Below are 19,566 nucleotides of genomic sequence, written 5' to 3'. Positions count from 1 at the left end.
TGGGGTTAAAGTAGCAGAGTCGGCCACGCCAATAAATTTATTTTTGTAAATTAAATGTTTCTAAAAGTGATGCCGTGACAGATATGCGCATCGTGCATCGATATTTGGGCGAAAATTAGAGCAGAAAGGTGATGAAAGGTTCAGTTAGGTGATTGGAATATATTGAAATAAGAATGAATACGCATTGGGGTTAACCGCTCTAAATCCGCCGCATTTCATTCTATATAATTAAGCGTAACATGATATTTTTAGTAAAATCACCCACGTAAGTTATATTTTGGTAATAAAAAAGCCGCATATAGCGGCTTTAGTTTGGTGAATTTAAGCGGGTGTTACTTTTTCTTACGGGCGATTTTACTCGCTTTCTTTGCCGCTTCTTTCTTGCTCGTTTTCTTCGCAGCTTCTTTCGCTTTCACTTTGGCTTTTTTCTTACCCGGTGTGCGCGCTTCTTTATTCTTTGGACGCAGCTCTTCGATCACGCGGCGTTTCAACGGTTGCTCGATATAACGCTCGATTTTACCGACGATACGCATGTCGTGGGCTTCGGCAAGCGAAATCGCGGTACCTTTTGCGCCAGCGCGGCCAGTACGGCCAATGCGGTGGATATAAGTGTCGGCAGAACGTGGCATATCGAAGTTGATCACATGGGTGATATCGTCGATATCGATACCGCGTGCAGCCACATCGGTCGCCAACAAGACATTGACTTCACCTTTAGTAAAGCGACTCAAGGCTTGGAAGCGTTTCTTCTGTTCCATATCGCCACGCATAAAGGCGCAGGGAATACCGACTTTAAGTAACTGGCCTTCTAGGCTAGAAACGATGTCGCGGGTTTTCACAAATACGATAGTCCGTTTGACATCCTCTTGGCGTAGCAGATGACACAACAGCGCAAATTTATGCTCTTTATCATCGGCTAAGTGGATCCATTGGTGGATCTTGGCTTTTTCACTGCGAGGGGCTTCAACATCGATTTCAATCGGGTCGTTTAACACTTCACGGGCAAAACGTTGTACACCGCCGCCTTCTAAGGTGGCAGAAAACAGCATGTTCTGTTTGCGGCCTTGGGCCTCAATAGCAATGGCTTGCACCACAGAAGAGAAGCCCATGTCTAACATGCGATCGGCTTCGTCGATAATTAAGATATCGACTTCTTGGGCGTTGAAATTGCCTTTGTCTAAATATTCCATCAGGCGGCCTGGGGTCGCGACCAGAATATCGACGTTGCCTGCTAAGGCCTCTTCCTGTGGTCCATAAGGAACGCCACCAGTAACGATAGCAATATCTAAACCTTGGCCCGTGGCTAGGTGACTCGCATAACGGTGGATTTGGCTAGCTAACTCACGGGTTGGGGTGAGGATTAGCACCCTTGCTTGTCCCGCAAAACGACGGGGGAAGTCGATCAAATGTTGTAGCGATGGCAGTAAAAAGCTCGCTGTTTTACCTGTTCCTGTCGGGGCGCGCGCAAGAATATCTCTTTGCTCTAAGGCGTAAGGAATCGTTTCTTGCTGAATCGTAGTGGGTGAATGATGCCCCATGGCATTAAGCGACTCTAATAAGCTAGGGTCAAGCTGGAAATCTTCAAATTGCATGCGCAGCGTCTCGACGGATAATAGCGAAGCATTATAAAGGTTATGGCGGTTAACTTAAATAACTTATCTAGATCTCCTGTGTTTATCTTCTGTGTCAGTAAAGTTTTATGGTAATTGGCATAAGTTAATTACTTTTAGGTCAATGTATTAGCATTTAATTTGTGAGAAATTGGACCTTTCGTTAAATTTGCCAAACTTAGCGAGCTTTACTTAATGTGTCAGGATTGGACTCGATATCAGTATTTAAGGTAAAAATCTCGAACCAATTGCACCATGGTTTGTGTGTATTGGCCTGAACTTTCACGAATAGTGATATCACTGAGCTTTGGAGCCATTTGTGGATGAGTCTTGTGGGCGAGTACGCAGAGTACTCGATTAGCGCTTTTCCCTACAATGCTGATAAGGTTGGTTATTTCAATCAAATTGAGCTGAGAGTGCGTTAATATTTCGTCGAAACGCACCATACTCTGCATTGGTAATATGAGACTTGCCTTTCCTTGCGGTGCTAGGCACACATGAATGGCATCGAGTAGTGCGGTAAAGCTTAAGCTATCTGTGTGGCGGGCCATAGCGCGCTGGGATTGTATCGCTTGCGTGCCTTGCTCAAAATAGGGGGGATTACAAATTATATGATCAAAATACCCTTGATACTCAGTTTGTTGGCAAAAATCTTGGATGCTGCTATTGACTAAGGTCAGTCGATTAGCCCAAGGACTATTGTGGAAGTTATGTTGGCAAGCGTGGGCGGCATTGGTGTCTAATTCGACACTGGTGATATGTGCTTGACTGCGCTGAGCGGCCATTAAACTGAGTAAGCCGCTGCCTGCGCCTATATCTAAGATTGATTTCGCGGTGGTCAGTTGTGCCCATGCCCCAAGGACGACGCTGTCTGTGCCTACGGCCATGCCGCAATTCATGTCATCGATATGAAATTGTTTAAAAGTGAATGCCATGGGGAGTTAATTTTGCCGTTCTAAAGTGATTTAGGCCCAATATTGGGCGCGCAATATTCTAATTCTAGCCCTCGTTTTTAGCTAATGTTTTTAAACAGTCGCATCTGTCCTAGCTGTATGAATTTGTGTCGCCAAATCATTTACTATTTTACGTGGTAATACTGATTTCACTTAATTAACGCTTTAATTTATTGCCTTAGAAACCTTTTATTAGCAGTTAATTAGCATTATTTAGCTTTTTTTGCCTGAACGGACTTGTTGTCTTGTATTGATGCTTTAAGTCTGGTATTAGTTTCGCCCCCATTTTTAATCACTTTTAAGATTAACGGATAGGTAAACGAGTTTGTTGGTGAATTAGTCGTCAGTTAGGCTACATAAACGTTCGCCATCGTTTATAAACTCGGCAGATATCGAACATATTTACCACGGAATTGTGTAAACATAGATTTGCACTCCGGATGGGCTTTGTTTTAGCTATGGCTAATCGACACATAATCACTTAAGTTTGTAAAAAAACAATAAGACAAGATGGGGCTTCCAGTGCAAGACAATCAGATGAGTATCGGAGATACATTGGGCTTAGGTTTTATGACCTTTGCGTTCTTTTTAGGTGCGGGAAACCTAATTTTTCCACCATTCGCGGGTATGTTAGCGGGCGAAAATATGCCCCTCGCCATGTTGGGTTTTTTGATTACCGCCGTAGGTTTACCTTTAGTTGGACTGATTGCTGTCGCTAAGGCTCAAGGTAAGGTTATGGCTATGCTGCCAGTATTTGCAGCAACGACATTGGCCGTCGCGATTTACATTATTATCGGCCCTGCTTTTGCTGCGCCGCGTACGGGATTAGTGGCTTACGAGATTGGCGCTAAGCCATTTATCGATGACACCACGGCAACGTTTTTGCTGGGCAGTTTAGAATTAAACCTGACGCAACTGCTATACACATTAGGTTTCTTCGCTGTCACTATGTTGCTGGCGCTTTTCCCTGGTAAGTTGCTCGATAGCGTAGGTAAAGTATTAACGCCTATTTTATTGATTTTGTTGGTCGGATTAGCCGTTTCAGTGCTGTTTTTACCTGCATCCGAAGTAGGCCAAGCTGTGGGGGATTACCAACAGCATCCGCTGACCAAAGGTATTTTGGAAGGCTATAACACTATGGATACGTTAGCATCCTTGATGTTTGGTATGTTGATTATTGATATCCTGCGTAAAAAGGGCATTGACCAACCCAGCGATCAAACTAAGTATCTCATTCGTGCAGCCTTTATCGCCGCCGCTGGTTTAACTTTTGTGTATGTGTCCTTGTTCTTTTTAGGTGCAACCGCCGGCGACATCGCTATCGGCACTAAAAATGGCGGCGAAATATTAACAAATTACGTGACCCGCGAGTTTGGGGAACTAGGCTCAGTCTTGTTGTCATCAGTCGTGACTTTAGCTTGTTTGACCACTGCGGTTGGACTGGTGAGTGCGTGTTCTGAGTTCTTTAATGAGCTAATGCCTAAACTGTCTTACCGTTTCCTCGTGATCTTTTTAAGCTTGATATGCGCTGTGATTGCGAACGTGGGCCTAAGTCAGTTGATTGCTATTAGTATTCCCGTATTAATGACGATTTATCCTGTGGCTATTGCTCTTGTGGTTGTGACTTTCCTGACCGCTTATTTTGCGAATCCACAGTTTGCACATCGTGCAGTACTGAGCGTGGCACTGTTTTTCGGCATCTTCGATGGTCTTAAAGTGGCAGCGAAAAGTTTGACTGACGCTGATGGTCAAGCCATGAATGGCTTAGCACAGGTTTTTATCCATATAGTGAATGTTATGTCTCCAGTGTTATCTAAGCTGCCACTCTATGAAGAAGGTATGGCTTGGTTATTGCCGACCATTGCGACGATTGCACTGTGTTTAGTATTCGGTCGTGGCCGTGGTCAAACGGCTGCAGCCTAGGCTTTGCATTTGAGTTCTCGTCTTTATGCTTAACTCAGTTAAGCTTATGCAGGCTTAGACATATTTAAATTAATATCAACGGCGTATCATTTGATTACGCCGTTTTTTTATGGAGTATTTGTGCCTAAAACTTATATGCCAGATCCACTTATCGATGCTTTTCTTGATGATCTTTGGTCAAGCAAGGGATTGAGTGATAACACGCTATCGGCCTATCGTACCGATTTACGCCATTTTGATCGTTATCAAGGTCAGCAAGGAGTGACGTTACTCGCGGTTTCTCAGACCGATGTTAGGGCATATCTGGCCTTTAGAGTTGAGCAGAATTTTGCGCGTACCAGTAGCGCTCGACTGCTCAGCAGTTTACGGCGTTTTTATACTTATCTGGTGCAGACCAAGCAGATTTCAGCTGATCCTATGGCCTTAGTAGAGTCACCTAAGTTAACGCGCCATTTGCCGGATTCTCTGAGTGAGTCGCAGGTTGACCGTTTACTGTCTGAGCCCAATGTGGATGATGCCGTCGAATGCCGTGACAAGGCAATGCTAGAGCTTTTGTATGCAACTGGCCTCAGGGTGAGTGAACTTGTCGGCTTGACCATGGAGCAAATGAGTTTGCGCCAAGGCTTAGTACGTATTGTGGGCAAGGGTGGCAAAGAGCGTCTTGTGCCGCTGGGGGAATTGGCTATTACCGAAGTGGAGGGCTACATGAAATTTGCTCGCCAAGAGTTGCTCGGTAATAAACAATCTGATGTGGTATTTCCGTCGAAACGCGGACAGATGATGACGCGGCAAACTTTTTGGCATCGGATTAAACTTTATGCTCTGCGTGCGGGGATTGAAACTGCATTATCACCGCACACTTTACGCCATGCTTTTGCCACTCATTTGCTCAATCACGGTGCCGATCTGCGGGTTGTCCAACTGTTATTAGGTCACAGCGACTTATCGACGACACAGATTTATACCCATGTAGCACGGGCAAGATTGCAGGAATTGCATCAACAGCATCATCCTAGAGGCTAAAAAAGGATTTAGTTACAGCATAAATTTGCTTTCCGCGCGGCTTGTCTGTAACTTTTTGCCCCTATACAGGGTCTATTGAATATCTCGAGTTAGAACGGCCCCAATATCTCGTTGTAGCGACACAATTTATAGGATGTCCCATGAAGTTGACCCCAGCATTATCCTTAGTTTTTGCCCTCCTAGTTGCACCACTTGCCAGCGCTGCCACTGCGACGTCTCCCGATACCGCTGCGATTAAGCAAAAACTCGGTGAGATGTTAGATGTTGAAGTCATTTCTATGCAGGACTCACCAATTGAGGGCTTGTATCAAGCCATGACCAACCGCGGCGTGCTCTATATTAGCCGTGATGGTTCAAAACTATTCCACGGTAGTGTGTATGATATCGATAAGGGCATGAAAAACTTAACCGAAGCCGCATTAGCGGGTCCGCGTTTAGAAATGATGAAGCCGCTTGAAGAGAATATGCTTGTCTATAAAGCGAAAAACGAAAAACACGTGGTCACTGTATTTACCGATGTTAGCTGTGGTTATTGCCGTAAATTGCATAGCCAAATGTCTGACTACAATAAACTTGGTATTACAGTGCGTTACTTAGCCTTCCCGCGCGCGGGTGTGCCGTCAGCTAATGCCGATGAGATGCAAGCTATCTGGTGTGCTAAAGATCCATTAAAAGCCATGACTGATGCTAAAGCGGGCAGCAAAGTTGCCGCGGCAACATGTGATGCTAAAATTGCTGAGCAATATGCTTTAGGTACAACCTTTGGTGTTAATGGTACGCCTGCAATCGTATTAGAAGATGGCAATATGATCCCTGGTTATCAACCGCCTGAAGACTTATTACGCACCTTAGAGGCACGTCAGTAACAGCCTAAAATGTAAAATTTATCCCACGAAAGGTGAGCTTAAGGCTCACCTTTTTGTTATCTTATTGCCACGATTTCATGAGAGTTTGAGTCCCTTGATCCATAAGATAGTCCGTCGCCCAACCGTTGATGATAGCCATTTACCCGCTCATCTTTCGCCGCTATTGAAACAGCTTTACGCTCGCCGTGGTGCGCTAACCCACGAATGCGAGCTTGTCCTTAAGGGTCTATTAAGACCTGAAACCATGAAAGGGTTGCCCGAAGCCGCGGCGCTTATCGCCGATGCAATGCAGGCTAATAAGTCGATTTTGATCGTGGGTGACTTTGACGCAGACGGCGCCACATCGACCAGTGTGTGTATGTTGGCGCTGCGGATGATGGGCTCGGTGAGAGTGGATTATTTGATCCCCAATCGCTTCGATTACGGCTACGGCTTAAGCCCTGAAATTGTTGCAGTTGCGGCTTCCAAACAGGCTGAGCTACTCATCACAGTTGATAATGGTATTTCATCAATTGACGGTGTTGCGGCGGCCAAAGCCTTTGGTATGCAAGTGGTGATTACCGACCATCATTTACCCGGCCATGAGTTACCCGCTGCCGATGCGATAGTGAACCCTAACCAACCGGGCTGTCCATTTGCCAGTAAATCGATAGCGGGTGTCGGCGTGGCCTTTTATTTGATGACCGCATTAAGGGCTGAATTACGGACGCGAAACTGGTATCAAACCCATGGTATTTCTGAGCCTAATTTAGGCACATTACTCGATATCGTTGCCCTTGGCACCGTTGCCGATGTGGTGTCACTCGATGCCAATAATCGTATTTTGGTTGAAGCAGGTTTACAGCGCGTGCGAGCCGGGCGTTGCCGTGTAGGGATTACTGCGTTGCTTGAAGTGGCGAAGCGAAATCCGGCGCGCATTGTCGCATCTGACTTTGGTTTTGCCGTCGGCCCAAGACTGAATGCCGCAGGGCGACTAGATGAAATGGCACTTGGGGTTGAAACCTTACTCTGCGAAGACATGATGTATGCGCGGCGCATGGCGGCAGAGCTTGACGGATTGAATCAAGAACGCCGTGAGCTGGAAGTCGGCATGCAGCAGGAAGCCTTAAAAAGCCTAGAGCACTTAAAGCTTAACGAAGCCGAGTTACCTTGGGGGATTGCTTTATTTCAAGAGGATTGGCATCAAGGCGTGATCGGGATTTTGGCCTCGCGCATTAAAGACAAATACCATAGACCCGTGATTGCCTTTGCCGATGCGGGCAATGGTGAAATTAAAGGCTCGGCGCGTTCGATCAAAGGCTTGCATATGCGCGACTTATTGGAGTTAGTGAACACTCGCCATCCGGGACTGATTATCAAATTTGGTGGTCATGCAATGGCGGCGGGTTTATCGCTCAAAGCGGGCAGTTTTGCGACATTTGCCAAAGCCTATGATGATGCGGTGCGTGAGCAGCTTAAACCTGAGTTGTTAACGGGTGAGCTTTGGTCCGATGGCGAACTCACTCCCGCAGAGTTGAATCTTGAAATGGCTCAGTTACTGCGCAATGCGGGGCCTTGGGGACAAGCTTTCGAAGAGCCGTTATTCGATGGTTACTTTACGATAGTGCAACAACGTCTTGTCGGTGAGCGCCACCTTAAGCTCGTACTCGAAACCCAATGCGGCACTGTGATGCTCGATGCCATTGCCTTTAATGTGGATTTGCACACTTGGCCAGATGCGACGATTAATCATGCCCGTATTGTGTATAAACTCGATGTGAATGAGTATCGCGGCAATTTTTCGCTGCAACTTATGATTGAGCAAATCGAAGCTATGTAAGCTTCTGATGACAAGGAGTGAAGTTGAAATCATTATCCGATAAAAAAATTCGCCAGCTACTTAAGCGTTTTGCTTGGATATATGTTGTCTGCTTAAGTGTACCGTTTATCTCAACCTTACTCACTACTAAGGCTCAGGGGCAAATGCTGCTTATGGGGATTTGGCCAGCAGCCTCCTTGTTTTACTTTCTCGCTTACCGTTATTTAGCTAAATCCTTTAAGTATGAAATCAATCGCCACTTAGCCTTTAGTTATAATGGCGGTGGCACTTTAGCGGGGGCTTTGTATTCGTTAGCTAAAGTGGTGTTATTAGCGATGGCATTTATGATATTCATGAGTGCCAATAACACCTGAACTGACGTTAACGAAAAATTTCGGAGAAAGGAAAATGCAGCAGGAAACAGGATACAGAGTCAGTACAGATCAGGCTGAAATGAATCTTGAGGTTATCCATGGCTTTATTAGTAATAGCTATTGGGCGCAGGGCATGCCAAAGGTGCTGCTACAAAAAGCGTTAGCCAATAGCCTGTGTTTTGGGGTATTTGATAAGGATAATCAACAAGTGGCTTTTGGCCGCTTAATTACAGATAAAGCCACTTTTGCCTATCTTGCCGATGTGTTTGTACTTGAGTCGCACCGCGGCTTAGGTTTAAGCAAGTTGATGATAACAGCGATTCTTGAACATCCTGAATTACAAGGTTTAAGACGGATAATGTTAGCCACCCGCGATGCCCATGGACTCTACGCCCAGTTTGGATTTAAAGCGGTCGATACCCCTGAAATGCTCATGCAAATTAGGCCTGCTAAGCCTTATCAATGCCTTAGTTAACATCAAAAAAAATAGCCAGCAAATGCTGGCTATTTTTTTGCGTTAGCTTTGATGTCTGTTGATGAGTTAAGCCTTAAGCGGCTTTGGTCGCGGCGGTCTCTTCATCGCTGTGGCGAATTAAGTAATCAAATGCGCCCAGTGATGCGGTCGCGCCGCTGCCCATGGCAATGATAATTTGCTTGAAGGGTGAGTTAGTGACATCACCTGCGGCAAAAATACCTGGGACTGAGGTTTGTCCGCGCTCATCGACTATGATCTCGCCCCTTGGGGTTAAATCGATCGTGCCCTTCAACCATTCCGCATTCGGTACTAGCCCAATCTGCACAAAGATACCTGCAAGTGCGACATGGTGACTCTCGCCAGTGGCTCTGTCAGTGTAGTTCAGGCCATTAACCCGAGTACCATCGCCAGTCACTTCAGTGGTCATGGCTTGGGTAATGATTTTAATGTTACCCATAGAAGCCGCTTTACGTTGCAGTACATCGTCGGCGCGCAGGGTTTTATCAAATTCCAGCACAGTCACATGTTCTACTATGTTCGCAAGATCTATAGCCGCTTCGATACCTGAGTTACCGCCGCCGATCACCGCCACACGCTTGCCCTTAAATAACGGGCCATCACAATGTGGGCAGTATGCGACGCCTTTGCCGCGGTATTCTTTCTCGCCGGGGACGTTCATTTCACGCCAGCGGGCACCTGTGGCTAACAATACGGTACGGCTACGTAATTTCGCGCCGCTTGCCAGTTCAAGCTCGAACAAGCCATCGGTGCCTAACGACACAGCTTTTTGGTTGTCCATGATGTCGACTTCGTAGTCTCTTACATGGGCTTCAAGGTTTGCTACTAGTTTTGGACCTTCGGTCGCTTTGACCGAAATAAAGTTCTCGATACCGACGGTTTCAGCGACTTGTCCGCCAAACTTGTCGGCAACAATACCGGTGCGAAGTCCTTTACGTGCTGCATAAATAGCGGCTGCTGCGCCGGCTGGGCCGCCGCCGACGACTAAGACTTCGAATGGCGCTTTTTCATTAATTTCATCGGCCTTACGGCTTGCGGCATTGGTATCCAACTTATTTAAAATCTCGCCAATGCTGATACGGCCAGCTGCAAACACTTCGCCATTTAAGTAGACAGAAGGCACAGCCATAATGTTTTTGCTGGTTACTTCTTCTTGGAACAGGGCACCGTCGATCATCACGTTGGTGATATTCGGGTTAATGGCCGCCATCATGTTCAGTGCCTGTACTACGTCTGGGCAGTTTTGGCAGGTCAGTGAGACGTAAGTTTCAAAGGCATATTTGCCTGGCAGATTGCGGATCTGCTCAATAATATCATCGCTGAGTTTGATTGGGTGTCCACCCGTGTGCAGTAATGCCAGCACGAGTGAGGTAAATTCGTGACCCATAGGCAGACCAGCAAAGCTGATTTGCGTATTAAGCTCTGGGTTAATCACTGTCATCGCCGGGATGCGTTCGCCCTGAACTTCTTTCAGGCTCACCAGAGAAGATAGGCTGACAATGTCTTGCGCTAAGCTTTTTAATTCTTGAGACTTTCTACTTTCATCTGCAGACACGACAAGTTCAACTGGTCTCTTGAGGTTTTGCAGATAGGTTTGCAGTTGATTTTTTAAATTCGCATCTAACATGTGATGACTCCAAAATCGCTTAAAAGGGAGAAGGTAAGGGGGCCAGTCTAGGCCCTTGCAGGGGCGGGCTTAATCCTTTGCTGCGTGGCGCTACAACTGTGTCGGCTGTAACGCCAATCAGCTTGGGACGCTAGACTGGCGGGGTTGACGCTTTGCAGACTAAATTAGATTTTGCCAACGAGGTCTAAAGACGGTGCTAATGTTTCGTCACCTGGTTGCCATTTAGCTGGGCAAACTTCACCATCGTGAGTAGCAACATATTGAGCTGCTTGAATTTTACGAACTAGCTCTTGAGCGCTACGGCCGATGCCTAAATCGTGAACTTCGCTGACCTTGATTTGGCCTTCTGGGTTAATCACGAAAGTACCACGCAGTGCTAAACCGTCTTCTTCAATCATCACGCCGAAGTTACGGCTGATGGTGCCTGTTGGGTCAGCCAGCATTGGGAAGTTGATCTTCTTGATGGTGTCTGACGTGTCATGCCATGCTTTGTGAGTGAAGTGAGTGTCAGTTGATACTGAGTAAACTTCAACACCCATTCCTTGCAGTTTTTCGTAGTGATCAGCCATGTCGCCTAATTCAGTTGGGCAAACAAAGGTAAAATCTGCTGGGTAGAAGAATACGACTGACCACTTACCTAACAGGTCTTGTTCAGTTACTGGAACGAACTCACCATTGTGGAATGCAGTGGCTTTGAATGGTTTGATTGTGCTGTTGATAATTGATTGAGTCATTTTATGCTTCCATTGAGTTGATGATGGCTTAAGTTCATAACGAGGACATTTGCTTGCGTCCTGTCGATGTGAAGCATATTACCGACTCGATTAAAATTAAGATAACGGATAAAAACTATTATCTTAATCGGTTTAGTCGAATTACGATGCGATTAGGTCGGGCTCAATCGGTTTTTCTGCGACGGCTGCGGGTTTGGCGTGACTGGGTGTAGTTTGGGTTTAGCCTGCTGGTCTTTGGTCTTTGGTGATTGAGATAAGATAAATTTCGAGCATAAAAAAGGGATATCAATGATATCCCTTAAAGTGTAAATACAATTAAAACAAGATACTGAGGTTCTAGGTTCTAGGTTCTAGGTTCTAGGTTCTAGTTCTGTGCTTTGGGTTGAGTTAACCAAGTGCTGAGTAAGCGCACGCCGTAACCTGTTGCACCCGCAGGCACAACAGCGGTATCAGTGGCGGTTAAGGCATTGCCCGCGATATCCAAATGTGCCCAAGGCTGTTCGCCCGCAAAGCGTTTTAAGAACATGGCCGCAGAGGAAGCACCCGCGCTGCCTTCTTTACCTGTGTTTGTGAGATCCGCGATAGTGGATTTAAGCTCATCCGCATAGGCTTGATCTAACGGTAAGCGCCAGACTTTTTCGCCAACCTGTTGACCTGCATAAGTTAGCTGCTGCACTAAAGGCTCAGAATCGGTAAACAAGCCTGCGTAAACATTGCCTAATGCACTCACTTTTGAGCCTGTCAGTGTCGCAACATCGATAATCACAGATGGCTTATAATTTTCTCTGGCATACCAGAGGCCATCGGCCAGCACTAGGCGACCTTCGGCATCGGTGTTGAGCACTTCAACGGTGAGACCTTGGGCGGTTTTAATCACATCACCTGGGATCATTGCATGACCCGATACCATGTTCTCCGCCATTGGCATAATCGCCACTACGTTGACAGGCGCTTTTTGAATCGCCATAGCTTTTATAGTGCCAAGCACTGTGGCTGCACCTGCCATATCTGACTTCATCCGCGCGATTGAAGTACCTGTCGCCTTAATATTGTAACCACCCGAGTCGAAGGTGATGCCTTTACCGACCAGTGCGATTGGCGCGTCTTTGCTACCAGGCCAATGGGCGACCACTAACTTAGGTGGGCGCTTGCTGCCTTTACCTACAGCAGCTAAGGCGCCCAGTTGTAGACGTTCGATATCTTTGGCTTCTAATACCGTGACTTTAACGCCGAGGGATTTGAGTTTTCTGGCTTCGTTAGCAAAGCTGTCGGGATACATAATGTCTGCAGGTGCGTTTGTCAGATCGCGCGCTAAAAACACACCCGCTTCAACCGCTTGCAGATTTTTATGGTGTTTTTGGTTGCGACTTAAATCATCGACAGCGATTTGGTAATTCTTCTCGGCACGGGGGCTCGCTTTGAACTGAGTGTAGCGATAACTGCGTAGTTCAATTCCGTGTGCAAGCTCAGAGGCAAATAGCGGCGCGGCAGTTAAGCCTTGGGTGAGTACACGCACTGTGGCTTGGGGAACCGTATCGAGTTTAGCCGCAACATTGCCACCGATTGTATTTATGTCGCCGGGCGTTAAGTTTTTTGCATCGCCAATGCCGACCAGTAAGACCCGTTTAGCATCAATTTCGCTGGGTACCAAAATCTCGAGGATTTCCCCCCGTTTGCCGGAAAAAATATTATCCGCCGTTGCTAGGTTTAATTGATCTTGGGTCGACTGAGGTAAAAAGTCGATCCCATAGGTAGTAGAATCAGCGCTTTGGAATAGCACTAATGTATCTGAATTCAGTGAGCTACGAGTGTCAAAACTAAAACTTTCGGCGTTAGCATTGAGAGAGTTAAGGCACGCCAGAGCCATAACGCTTAACATAAATTTATTATTATTTTTCATGGTGACAGCTCATATCATGGAAGTGTGAGAAGAATATCAAAGCTCAGCCTTAGGGTTAACTAATTTACGCTATTTTGCTGATATTAGTATTAAATCCAAGGCCCAAAGCGTGTCAATGATCGATCAAGGGCAAAACCCAATTGTTGCGATAAAGATTGAGCACTACTTTTAAGGGCCGAGGTGCCTAAAAGCTGTGGCGATTGGCTCGCAAAAATCACCCAATTCCCGCCGCCTGTGAGACAAGCGTTCACATGGGCAAAGTGTTGTTGTAAGTCGGCTAACAACTCGCGATTTTGGCTATGTTCTTTCCAGCAGTTCAGCACTAAATACCCATTGGGTTTGATGAGGTTAGTGCACTGCTCAAGGAATATTGGCGAAAGCTGCCCTGTTTCAACGCCTTTGGCTGTATAAATATCGGCAAAAATTATATCCACTTTTTTATGATCGCCAGCAGCTAAAAAGGCAATAGCATCATCATTGATAAGATTGAGCTTTTTACCTATCGGCAGCTGAAAATAGCGCTTAGCTAACTCAATCACCGCGGGGCGTAATTCCACCGCTGTTAACTTTATTGCCGCGTCGAAATTGCGCAGTGAGTGAATAATCGAGCCGCCGCCTAAACCTAAAACAATAGCGCTCTTGGGCTTACAAAACAGTAAAACCAACAACATGGCTTGCACATAAGTGTGCTGGGGAATATGGGGCGCCGCCTTGAGGATCTTACTCTGCTCATCGTTATCCCCAAAGGACAGGATCCGTGAGTCGTCGTAATCGATTACACGAATCGGGCCTAGTGCGTCTTGGGTTTCATGTAAGAGGGTAGAATCGGCCATATTGGATTAATTACTCGGTTTAGCTGTTTGGCTTGTTTGCACGGGCTATAACTGCTCGCGCAAAAAAGTTAGAATTCAGACAGTTTTAGTTAATTGAGCCGCTATTATGACAAATCAAATCCTGCTTGCCTGTATTTATCTTGCAGTGTTTATCTTTTTACAGCGCGCCTTAACCCATTGGGTTAGAAAACTCGCGCAAATGAAGCAAGTGAGTGTTGCACGGACCAGTTTAGTGACCCGTTTTATTTCCTATGTGATGTTTTTTATTACTCTGTCCTTGATGGCGGTCTCGCTCGGACTGGGCTATCAGGATGTGTCGCTATTTGTGTCATCCGCCTTTGCAGTAATGGGCGTAGCATTGGTTGCTCAATGGTCGATATTGAGTAATTTAACCGCTGGCGTGCTGATCTTTTTCGTGTTTCCTTACCGTATCGGCGAGCGCATTCGGGTGGTCGATAAGGATGAAGATATTAGCGGCGTGATCATCGAAATCGCTTTATTCCATGTGCTTATTCACCGCGACAATGGCGATACCATTACTTATCCCAATAACCTCATGCTGCAAAAGGCAGTGTTAAAGCTCGCCGATCAAACTCCCTTAGCCGAACGTCAGGCCTTACTCGAAGGCAAAAAGAAGTTTGATCCTGAGTAGTTTGGATAGTTGCGCAGCGCTATATTGATTATCAAACTGTGCTGAGCGTTCGTGGGCGTGTCTGAGTCGTTTGGCAGGCTTATAGGGTCTATTAACCCATCGCGGCGTACGATGAGATGAATGAAATAGCTCTTGCCGTTCTAGCCATTCAACTCAGACTTAACCGATAGCGCTTGAGTACAAGATTATCAATAACCCAATACAGGCCAGATAGGGATAACAACAAGGTCAGTATCCCCAGCAGCCAGCTAAAGGGGTTGTTAAAAGTACCTTGATTGAGGTAATCCATAAAGTGCAATTTAAACATCAAGTCGGCGATGTCTGTGTGGTCATTTTTATGGCCAATTAATTCGCCATTAACTGTATTGATATAAATTCGCGTCGACAGGTCATCATCCATATCTATTTGCCAAAGTGAATTGCACTGGGTTGGCCACTCGCTAATGGGGGCTGATATTTGCTTAACTTGGGTAATTTTCCCTGGCCCGGTATAACTTTCAAGCGCCAGTTGTTGCGCGCTTTGTTTATTAATGAGTAAGGTATTTCCCGTATAGGCATCAATCAAGGTTTGCTGTTGGCACTGGTGTGCATAGCGCTGCACCTTTGCATCGAGTACATAAACGGGCTTACCCGCGAGCGCCATTAATGTCAGGCTTTCTACCTGAGTATGCTTAGCCAGTAAGGGAGCGATATCCACGAGCTTTTGTGGATCAAACTCTTGCTTTTGCGGTGCAGGACTATGGCTAAGCTGGTACTCCATTCCCTTGAGTTCATCATGGGGCGTTAAATTGAAATAGATCCCAGTAACAAGCCAAAGTAGCAGTTGAATGCTTACTATGGCACCGAGCCAATAGTGGGCGATTTTGACCCAGCGTTTGAAGTGTTTACTTTGAGGCTTAGGTTTAGGCTTAAGTTTAAGATTCGGCATCATCTCAGATACCTCCTTCTTCGCTGCCACAGTAAGACGAAGCCAGCTAACACAGCCACAATGGAGACTAGAGCCGTGCTCAGCAGTAGAAGATTGTCGATGGCTTCACCCTCGTCGTAATCCATAATGTGCCATTTCCAAAAGAGATCGAACAAACGCCAATAGTCATGTCTGCGCGTGACTAACTCTCCCGTTGTTGCTGATAGGTAAAGGCTTGTAGCAGCGCTATCGTTAAAATCCATTCTCCAAACTGGTAGGTATTGCGGCGCTAGTTCAGCTGGGGCGATATCGGTGAGCAGAGTTGCACTAACAAGCTTAGCCTCTAAGGGTAAAGACCCGTTATGCTGATAGTTTGAAGCTATCATTCGGGCTTGTTTCTCCGTTATCGAAGGCAATAACTCACCCGAATCTGCGTCCACGAGAATGGACTTATCGTTCAGTTTAATCCGGTAATAGAGGGTATCAGTGATTGAGGTTAACGCGATTGCTTGAGCCTTAGGGAAACGCGCATAAACCGCTGCGATTGGGTACTGGATCTGGCTGGGATTGATATGCTGGGTGTCTTGCACTTTAATATAATCGCCACGGATAAACCCAAGATCCATTAAGACGAAATAGCTGCCGGTGACTGACCAGATCCCAATCGGCAGCACCAGCAATAGCATCAACCATCGGTGTAGAAAGTGTGCTGATGAGACTCGTTTTAGTGTGTTAACCCGCTTCAAGTTGATGACTCACTTTTTATTTAATTAATTTAGCCAGCTTGCTTAGGGGGATTACCCCCTTAAGCCCAAAGCATTACAGAGCCCATTTCATTCCGACATAGTAACGACGTCCCATTAGGTCGTACGTCATAGTGTTGGTATTACCATCGGTAAAGCTTTGATGATATGGCGCTGGTTTATCGAACAGGTTATCGATACCTGCCGTTAAGGCTATATTGTTGTCCATTTGATAATGAACCTGTGCGTTATGGTAAGTGACCGCATCAACGGAGTCACCTATATCTCCGGCATTGGCATATTGATCATCCGCCGCGCCGATATATTGAATGTTGTAGCTAAAGCGCCAATTGTCATTCGTGATATCAAAATAGAGGTTTGAGCGCCATTTGGTGTAGCTACCATCATAACCAATGGTGCCAGCTCGTGATTCAACGGGGGCGCCAGCGTAGGTTTGTAGATCGTATTGATCTAAATAGCTCAGCTCCCAAGTCGTATTAGTCACAACGCTGCCCATCTCTTTCTGGTAAAACATCGCCATATCAACACCTGAAACCACTTCGTTGGCGGCGTTGCCCAGTTGTGTCTGTAAGTAGGTGATGTTGCCTGTCATCGCGTCTCGCACAAAGTGCTCGTCGCTACAGAAAGGATGCGTCATCCCTTTACTGTCGTAACAGGCGGCTAATTTGCTCGAACCATTGACTGAGTTAATGGCGTTATTAATCTCTATTTTGTAGTAATCGAGCGTGATATTGAGCCCTTCAATAAATCCCAGATCCCAAACAATACCGGCAGTAAAGGTATTGGCCTCTTCTGGTTCTAGCTCGGCATTGCCGCCACGGTCGGTTAAAATAGTGCCTTCTTGCTTATAATTCGTTGGCACGTTTGATGCCAAACAATTAGCGTATCGATTCGATCTAGGGTCGAGCTTAGCCCACTCGCTACAAGGATCCGTGGTATTCATGGAACCTTGATCGATACCGCCAAACAACTCAGGAATATTCGGTACTCTGAATGCCGTGGATTGTGTGGCTCGCAGAGTCACTGCGTCATTTACGACCCACAGTAGCCCAATTTTATAATTGGTATCGCCACCGAAGGTATCAAAATAGGAATATCGCAACGCCGCAGTTAATTCGACCGACTTGGCAAAGGGCAGGCCGCTTAAAATAGGTAATAAGGTTTCAAGATAGATTTCGTCAGCAGTGTAATTACCATCAATCGGTTCTTGCTGGGCAGTGTTTGCTTCACCACTGATTTTAAGTGGGTCAGGATCATTCCATCCTTTCTCGTTTCTGTGCTCTAGTCCTGCGGCAAAACTCATCATGCCCGCGGGTAACTGCCATAGATCGCCTGTGATATTCGTTGTGTGGCTAAACTGCTCATTACCGCCGCTATCACGCATGTTAAACAGAAAATAGTCCAGCATTGCAGGTGTGAGTGAGCCAGCTCCCCAAAAGTTTGCGCAAGGTACATTGGGATCAATATTACAATTGCTATAGTCTGTCGCGTCGGCAAGACGAACCTTATTAATGACATTGGTCACTTCATAGGAACCACGATTACTGCCGAAGTTAACGGCAGCATCCCATTGCCAACCGTTGTCTAAATCACCTCTAAAACCTGTCACTAAGCGCCAAGTATCCGCTTGAATATTAAATTGTCGGGGAGCTTCTGCCAGTCTGCGACTCTGGAGAAGGAAGTCTGCATCGGTCGGATTTGATTCATGCCAAGCAGGGATCACGATACCTGACACCGATTGCGGAGTAGCGGGTAATTGTGAGCTACGGTGAGTGTACATAGCCTCAGCAAACACTTGGCTGCTCGCCGTTAAGTCATATTCACCGTAGGCAAACAGATTGACTCGCTCGTTAGGTTGAACCGCATTAAAATACTGATAAGTATTATCCTTATGGCTACTGGTGTAAGGGGCACTTCCTGTTGGCAATAGCATTAATTCATTGCCGATTTGATTGCCATTTGCATCAATGAAATGGCCTCTGCCTCCCGGCAGCGCCGAGCTACCGCCACACACTAGCTCACCATTCACTTCCTCAAGCGGACAAGGTGCGCGACTCAGCATATCGACGGCTTGGGTTTTATCGTAACTCATCGCCACATATGCACTGCCATGCTCACCGATATGACCGAGGGCAAGGTCGAACTTGTACTGTTCACCATCACTTTGCTCGGTTATGCCAGTTCGCGCTTGAAACTCAACTCCATCGATTTGTTGCCGAGTGATAATATTGACTACGCCTGCAACTGCATCTGCACCATAAATGGCGGATGCACCATCTTTTAATACCTCGATTCGTTCAACCACGCTAACGGGAATAGTATTAAGATCTACAGAGGAGTTCGCCCCAGTGCCACTGTTCACCATACGTCGACCATTGAGCAGTACGAGTGTGCGATTTACCCCTAATCCGCGTAGGTTAACTTGGGTTGAACCATAGCCACCCTCAGTCCAATAGGCATTCGTTTGATTACCCGCAAACCCCGCAGAGGCCGTCATTCTTTGCAGCAATACTTCAACTGAGGTGGCACCAGTTTTCTCGATATCTTGTGCGGTAAAAACGGTCATCGGCGCGGTGGAAGCCATCTCTTCCCTTTGAATTCGGCTCCCTGTAATGGCAATCCTTTCGATAGCGCTTGGTGTCGATAATTGAGGTTTAATTGCAGATGCTGGAAACATTGCTTCAGTTTCGGCTTCGGCTGCTATCCCTGAAAAAGTGGCCATACTTGTTAGGGATATTGCAATTGAAGTCATTACTGCAGAGCGGGACATAATAAGCCTATGAAAGGTTTGTTTAAATAATGAGATGTTTTATAAAGGATTAAGCTGATATCTCAATAAAAACTCAACTACCTGCGACACCAGGGCGGGATCATACTTTGTTAACTAACGGAAACTTTTAGGCTTAAACAGGATCAGAGCAAGCATGTTATGCTAACGACCTATTCCTAATGTCACTGTTTGAACACTTGAAACTCATCGAAGACCCTCGCTCTCACATCAACCTAGACCATGATTTAGTTGATATTATTTTTCTTGTTTTAGCCGCTATCGCTTCAGGTTGCGATGGCTGGCAAGCTATCGAAGAATTCGGCCAAGAGAACCTATCTT

Annotated in this window: 17 protein-coding genes; 8 read left to right on the top strand and 9 right to left on the bottom strand. The window is 46.2% G+C overall.

Going from position 1 to position 19,566, the window contains the following annotated elements:
- Positions 1 to 332 precede the first annotated feature (332 nt).
- Both srmB and L5L98_RS06540 read right to left on the bottom strand, forming a co-directional pair.
- Complete coding sequence (gene srmB, locus L5L98_RS06545) at positions 333 to 1,592, bottom strand: ATP-dependent RNA helicase SrmB (RefSeq protein WP_105250089.1); 1,260 nt, start codon at positions 1,590 to 1,592, stop codon at positions 333 to 335.
- Between the two features lie 236 nt (positions 1,593 to 1,828).
- Positions 1,829 to 2,545 (bottom strand): tRNA1(Val) (adenine(37)-N6)-methyltransferase, encoded by a 717-nt coding sequence (locus L5L98_RS06540; RefSeq protein ID WP_263139470.1) that lies wholly within the window; start codon positions 2,543 to 2,545, stop codon positions 1,829 to 1,831.
- Positions 2,546 to 3,073: 528 nt separating this feature from the next.
- On the opposite strand from L5L98_RS06540, the gene brnQ reads away from it, so the two are divergent.
- The 6 genes from brnQ to L5L98_RS06510 all read left to right on the top strand — a co-directional run bounded on the left by brnQ (position 3,074) and on the right by L5L98_RS06510 (position 9,022).
- Positions 3,074 to 4,486, top strand: a complete 1,413-nt coding sequence (gene brnQ / locus L5L98_RS06535) for a branched-chain amino acid transport system II carrier protein (RefSeq protein ID WP_168824874.1) — start codon at positions 3,074 to 3,076, stop codon at positions 4,484 to 4,486.
- A 120-nt stretch (positions 4,487 to 4,606) separates the two neighbouring features.
- Positions 4,607 to 5,509: a site-specific tyrosine recombinase XerD gene (gene xerD / locus L5L98_RS06530; protein WP_173497326.1), complete on the top strand. Its 903-nt coding sequence runs from the start codon at positions 4,607 to 4,609 to the stop codon at positions 5,507 to 5,509.
- Between the two features lie 140 nt (positions 5,510 to 5,649).
- Positions 5,650 to 6,375, top strand: a complete 726-nt coding sequence (dsbC, locus tag L5L98_RS06525) for a bifunctional protein-disulfide isomerase/oxidoreductase DsbC (RefSeq protein ID WP_105250085.1) — start codon at positions 5,650 to 5,652, stop codon at positions 6,373 to 6,375.
- A 94-nt stretch (positions 6,376 to 6,469) separates the two neighbouring features.
- Positions 6,470 to 8,194 carry a single-stranded-DNA-specific exonuclease RecJ gene (gene recJ, locus L5L98_RS06520; RefSeq protein ID WP_198572827.1) on the top strand — a complete coding sequence of 575 codons (1,725 nt, stop codon included), beginning with the start codon at positions 6,470 to 6,472 and terminating at the stop codon, positions 8,192 to 8,194.
- A gap of 23 nt (positions 8,195 to 8,217) precedes the next feature.
- The gene (locus L5L98_RS06515; RefSeq protein WP_263139467.1) at positions 8,218 to 8,547 is read left to right on the top strand and encodes a hypothetical protein; all 330 of its coding nucleotides are present in this window, start codon (positions 8,218 to 8,220) and stop codon (positions 8,545 to 8,547) included.
- Positions 8,548 to 8,581: 34 nt separating this feature from the next.
- Positions 8,582 to 9,022 (top strand): GNAT family N-acetyltransferase, encoded by a 441-nt coding sequence (locus L5L98_RS06510; RefSeq protein ID WP_263139465.1) that lies wholly within the window; start codon positions 8,582 to 8,584, stop codon positions 9,020 to 9,022.
- Positions 9,023 to 9,095: 73 nt separating this feature from the next.
- Here the strand turns inward: L5L98_RS06510 and ahpF are convergent, their stop codons facing one another.
- The 4 genes from ahpF to L5L98_RS06490 all read right to left on the bottom strand — a co-directional run bounded on the left by ahpF (position 9,096) and on the right by L5L98_RS06490 (position 14,134).
- Positions 9,096 to 10,667 (bottom strand): alkyl hydroperoxide reductase subunit F, encoded by a 1,572-nt coding sequence (gene ahpF / locus L5L98_RS06505; protein WP_173246578.1) that lies wholly within the window; start codon positions 10,665 to 10,667, stop codon positions 9,096 to 9,098.
- A gap of 164 nt (positions 10,668 to 10,831) precedes the next feature.
- Complete coding sequence (ahpC, locus tag L5L98_RS06500) at positions 10,832 to 11,401, bottom strand: alkyl hydroperoxide reductase subunit C (RefSeq protein WP_105250080.1); 570 nt, start codon at positions 11,399 to 11,401, stop codon at positions 10,832 to 10,834.
- Between the two features lie 364 nt (positions 11,402 to 11,765).
- On the bottom strand, positions 11,766 to 13,301 hold the full coding sequence (locus tag L5L98_RS06495; RefSeq protein WP_263139461.1) for a leucyl aminopeptidase: 1,536 nt from the start codon (positions 13,299 to 13,301) through the stop codon (positions 11,766 to 11,768).
- A gap of 89 nt (positions 13,302 to 13,390) precedes the next feature.
- Complete coding sequence (locus tag L5L98_RS06490) at positions 13,391 to 14,134, bottom strand: spermidine synthase (RefSeq protein WP_263139459.1); 744 nt, start codon at positions 14,132 to 14,134, stop codon at positions 13,391 to 13,393.
- Positions 14,135 to 14,240: 106 nt separating this feature from the next.
- On the opposite strand from L5L98_RS06490, the gene L5L98_RS06485 reads away from it, so the two are divergent.
- A complete protein-coding gene (locus L5L98_RS06485) occupies positions 14,241 to 14,786 on the top strand; it encodes a mechanosensitive ion channel family protein (protein ID WP_106651494.1) in 546 nt (181 codons plus the stop codon).
- Positions 14,787 to 14,934: 148 nt separating this feature from the next.
- Here L5L98_RS06485 and L5L98_RS06480 read toward each other — a convergent pair whose 3' ends face one another.
- The 3 genes from L5L98_RS06480 to L5L98_RS06470 form a co-directional block, all read right to left on the bottom strand.
- Entirely contained in the window at positions 14,935 to 15,717 is a 783-nt protein-coding gene (locus L5L98_RS06480; RefSeq protein WP_263139454.1) for a PepSY domain-containing protein, read from the bottom strand.
- Positions 15,714 to 16,379 (bottom strand): peptidase, encoded by a 666-nt coding sequence (locus L5L98_RS06475; RefSeq protein ID WP_212599775.1) that lies wholly within the window; start codon positions 16,377 to 16,379, stop codon positions 15,714 to 15,716. The genes L5L98_RS06480 and L5L98_RS06475 overlap by 4 nt, the downstream gene beginning before the upstream one ends.
- A 133-nt stretch (positions 16,380 to 16,512) precedes the next feature.
- The gene (locus L5L98_RS06470; protein WP_263139450.1) at positions 16,513 to 19,227 is read right to left on the bottom strand and encodes a TonB-dependent receptor; all 2,715 of its coding nucleotides are present in this window, start codon (positions 19,225 to 19,227) and stop codon (positions 16,513 to 16,515) included.
- Between the two features lie 179 nt (positions 19,228 to 19,406).
- On the opposite strand from L5L98_RS06470, the gene L5L98_RS06465 reads away from it, so the two are divergent.
- On the top strand, positions 19,407 to 19,566 hold a 160-nt coding region (locus L5L98_RS06465), incomplete at its 3' end, for a transposase family protein (RefSeq protein WP_263139880.1).

Source organism: Shewanella sp. SM23, from assembly GCF_025654295.1.
Lineage (GTDB): Bacteria > Pseudomonadota > Gammaproteobacteria > Enterobacterales > Shewanellaceae > Shewanella > Shewanella oncorhynchi.
Note: the sequence above shows the minus strand (reverse complement) of the source record. Positions and strands in the feature narration are given on the sequence as shown.

Bases quoted from the DNA above. Each gene is read 5' to 3' on its own strand.
- srmB (WP_105250089.1), bottom strand. From the start codon at position 1,592: ATGCAATTTGAAGATTTCCAGCTTGACCCTAGCTTATTAGAGTCGCTT.
- L5L98_RS06540 (WP_263139470.1), bottom strand. From the start codon at position 2,545: ATGGCATTCACTTTTAAACAATTTCATATCGATGACATGAATTGCGGC.
- brnQ (WP_168824874.1), top strand. From the start codon at position 3,074: ATGGGGCTTCCAGTGCAAGACAATCAGATGAGTATCGGAGATACATTG.
- dsbC (WP_105250085.1), top strand. From the start codon at position 5,650: ATGAAGTTGACCCCAGCATTATCCTTAGTTTTTGCCCTCCTAGTTGCA.
- L5L98_RS06510 (WP_263139465.1), top strand. From the start codon at position 8,582: ATGCAGCAGGAAACAGGATACAGAGTCAGTACAGATCAGGCTGAAATG.
- ahpF (WP_173246578.1), bottom strand. From the start codon at position 10,667: ATGTTAGATGCGAATTTAAAAAATCAACTGCAAACCTATCTGCAAAAC.
- ahpC (WP_105250080.1), bottom strand. From the start codon at position 11,401: ATGACTCAATCAATTATCAACAGCACAATCAAACCATTCAAAGCCACT.
- L5L98_RS06495 (WP_263139461.1), bottom strand. From the start codon at position 13,301: ATGAAAAATAATAATAAATTTATGTTAAGCGTTATGGCTCTGGCGTGC.
- L5L98_RS06490 (WP_263139459.1), bottom strand. From the start codon at position 14,134: ATGGCCGATTCTACCCTCTTACATGAAACCCAAGACGCACTAGGCCCG.
- L5L98_RS06485 (WP_106651494.1), top strand. From the start codon at position 14,241: ATGACAAATCAAATCCTGCTTGCCTGTATTTATCTTGCAGTGTTTATC.
- L5L98_RS06480 (WP_263139454.1), bottom strand. From the start codon at position 15,717: ATGATGCCGAATCTTAAACTTAAGCCTAAACCTAAGCCTCAAAGTAAA.
- L5L98_RS06475 (WP_212599775.1), bottom strand. From the start codon at position 16,379: ATGCTATTGCTGGTGCTGCCGATTGGGATCTGGTCAGTCACCGGCAGC.
- L5L98_RS06470 (WP_263139450.1), bottom strand. From the start codon at position 19,227: ATGTCCCGCTCTGCAGTAATGACTTCAATTGCAATATCCCTAACAAGT.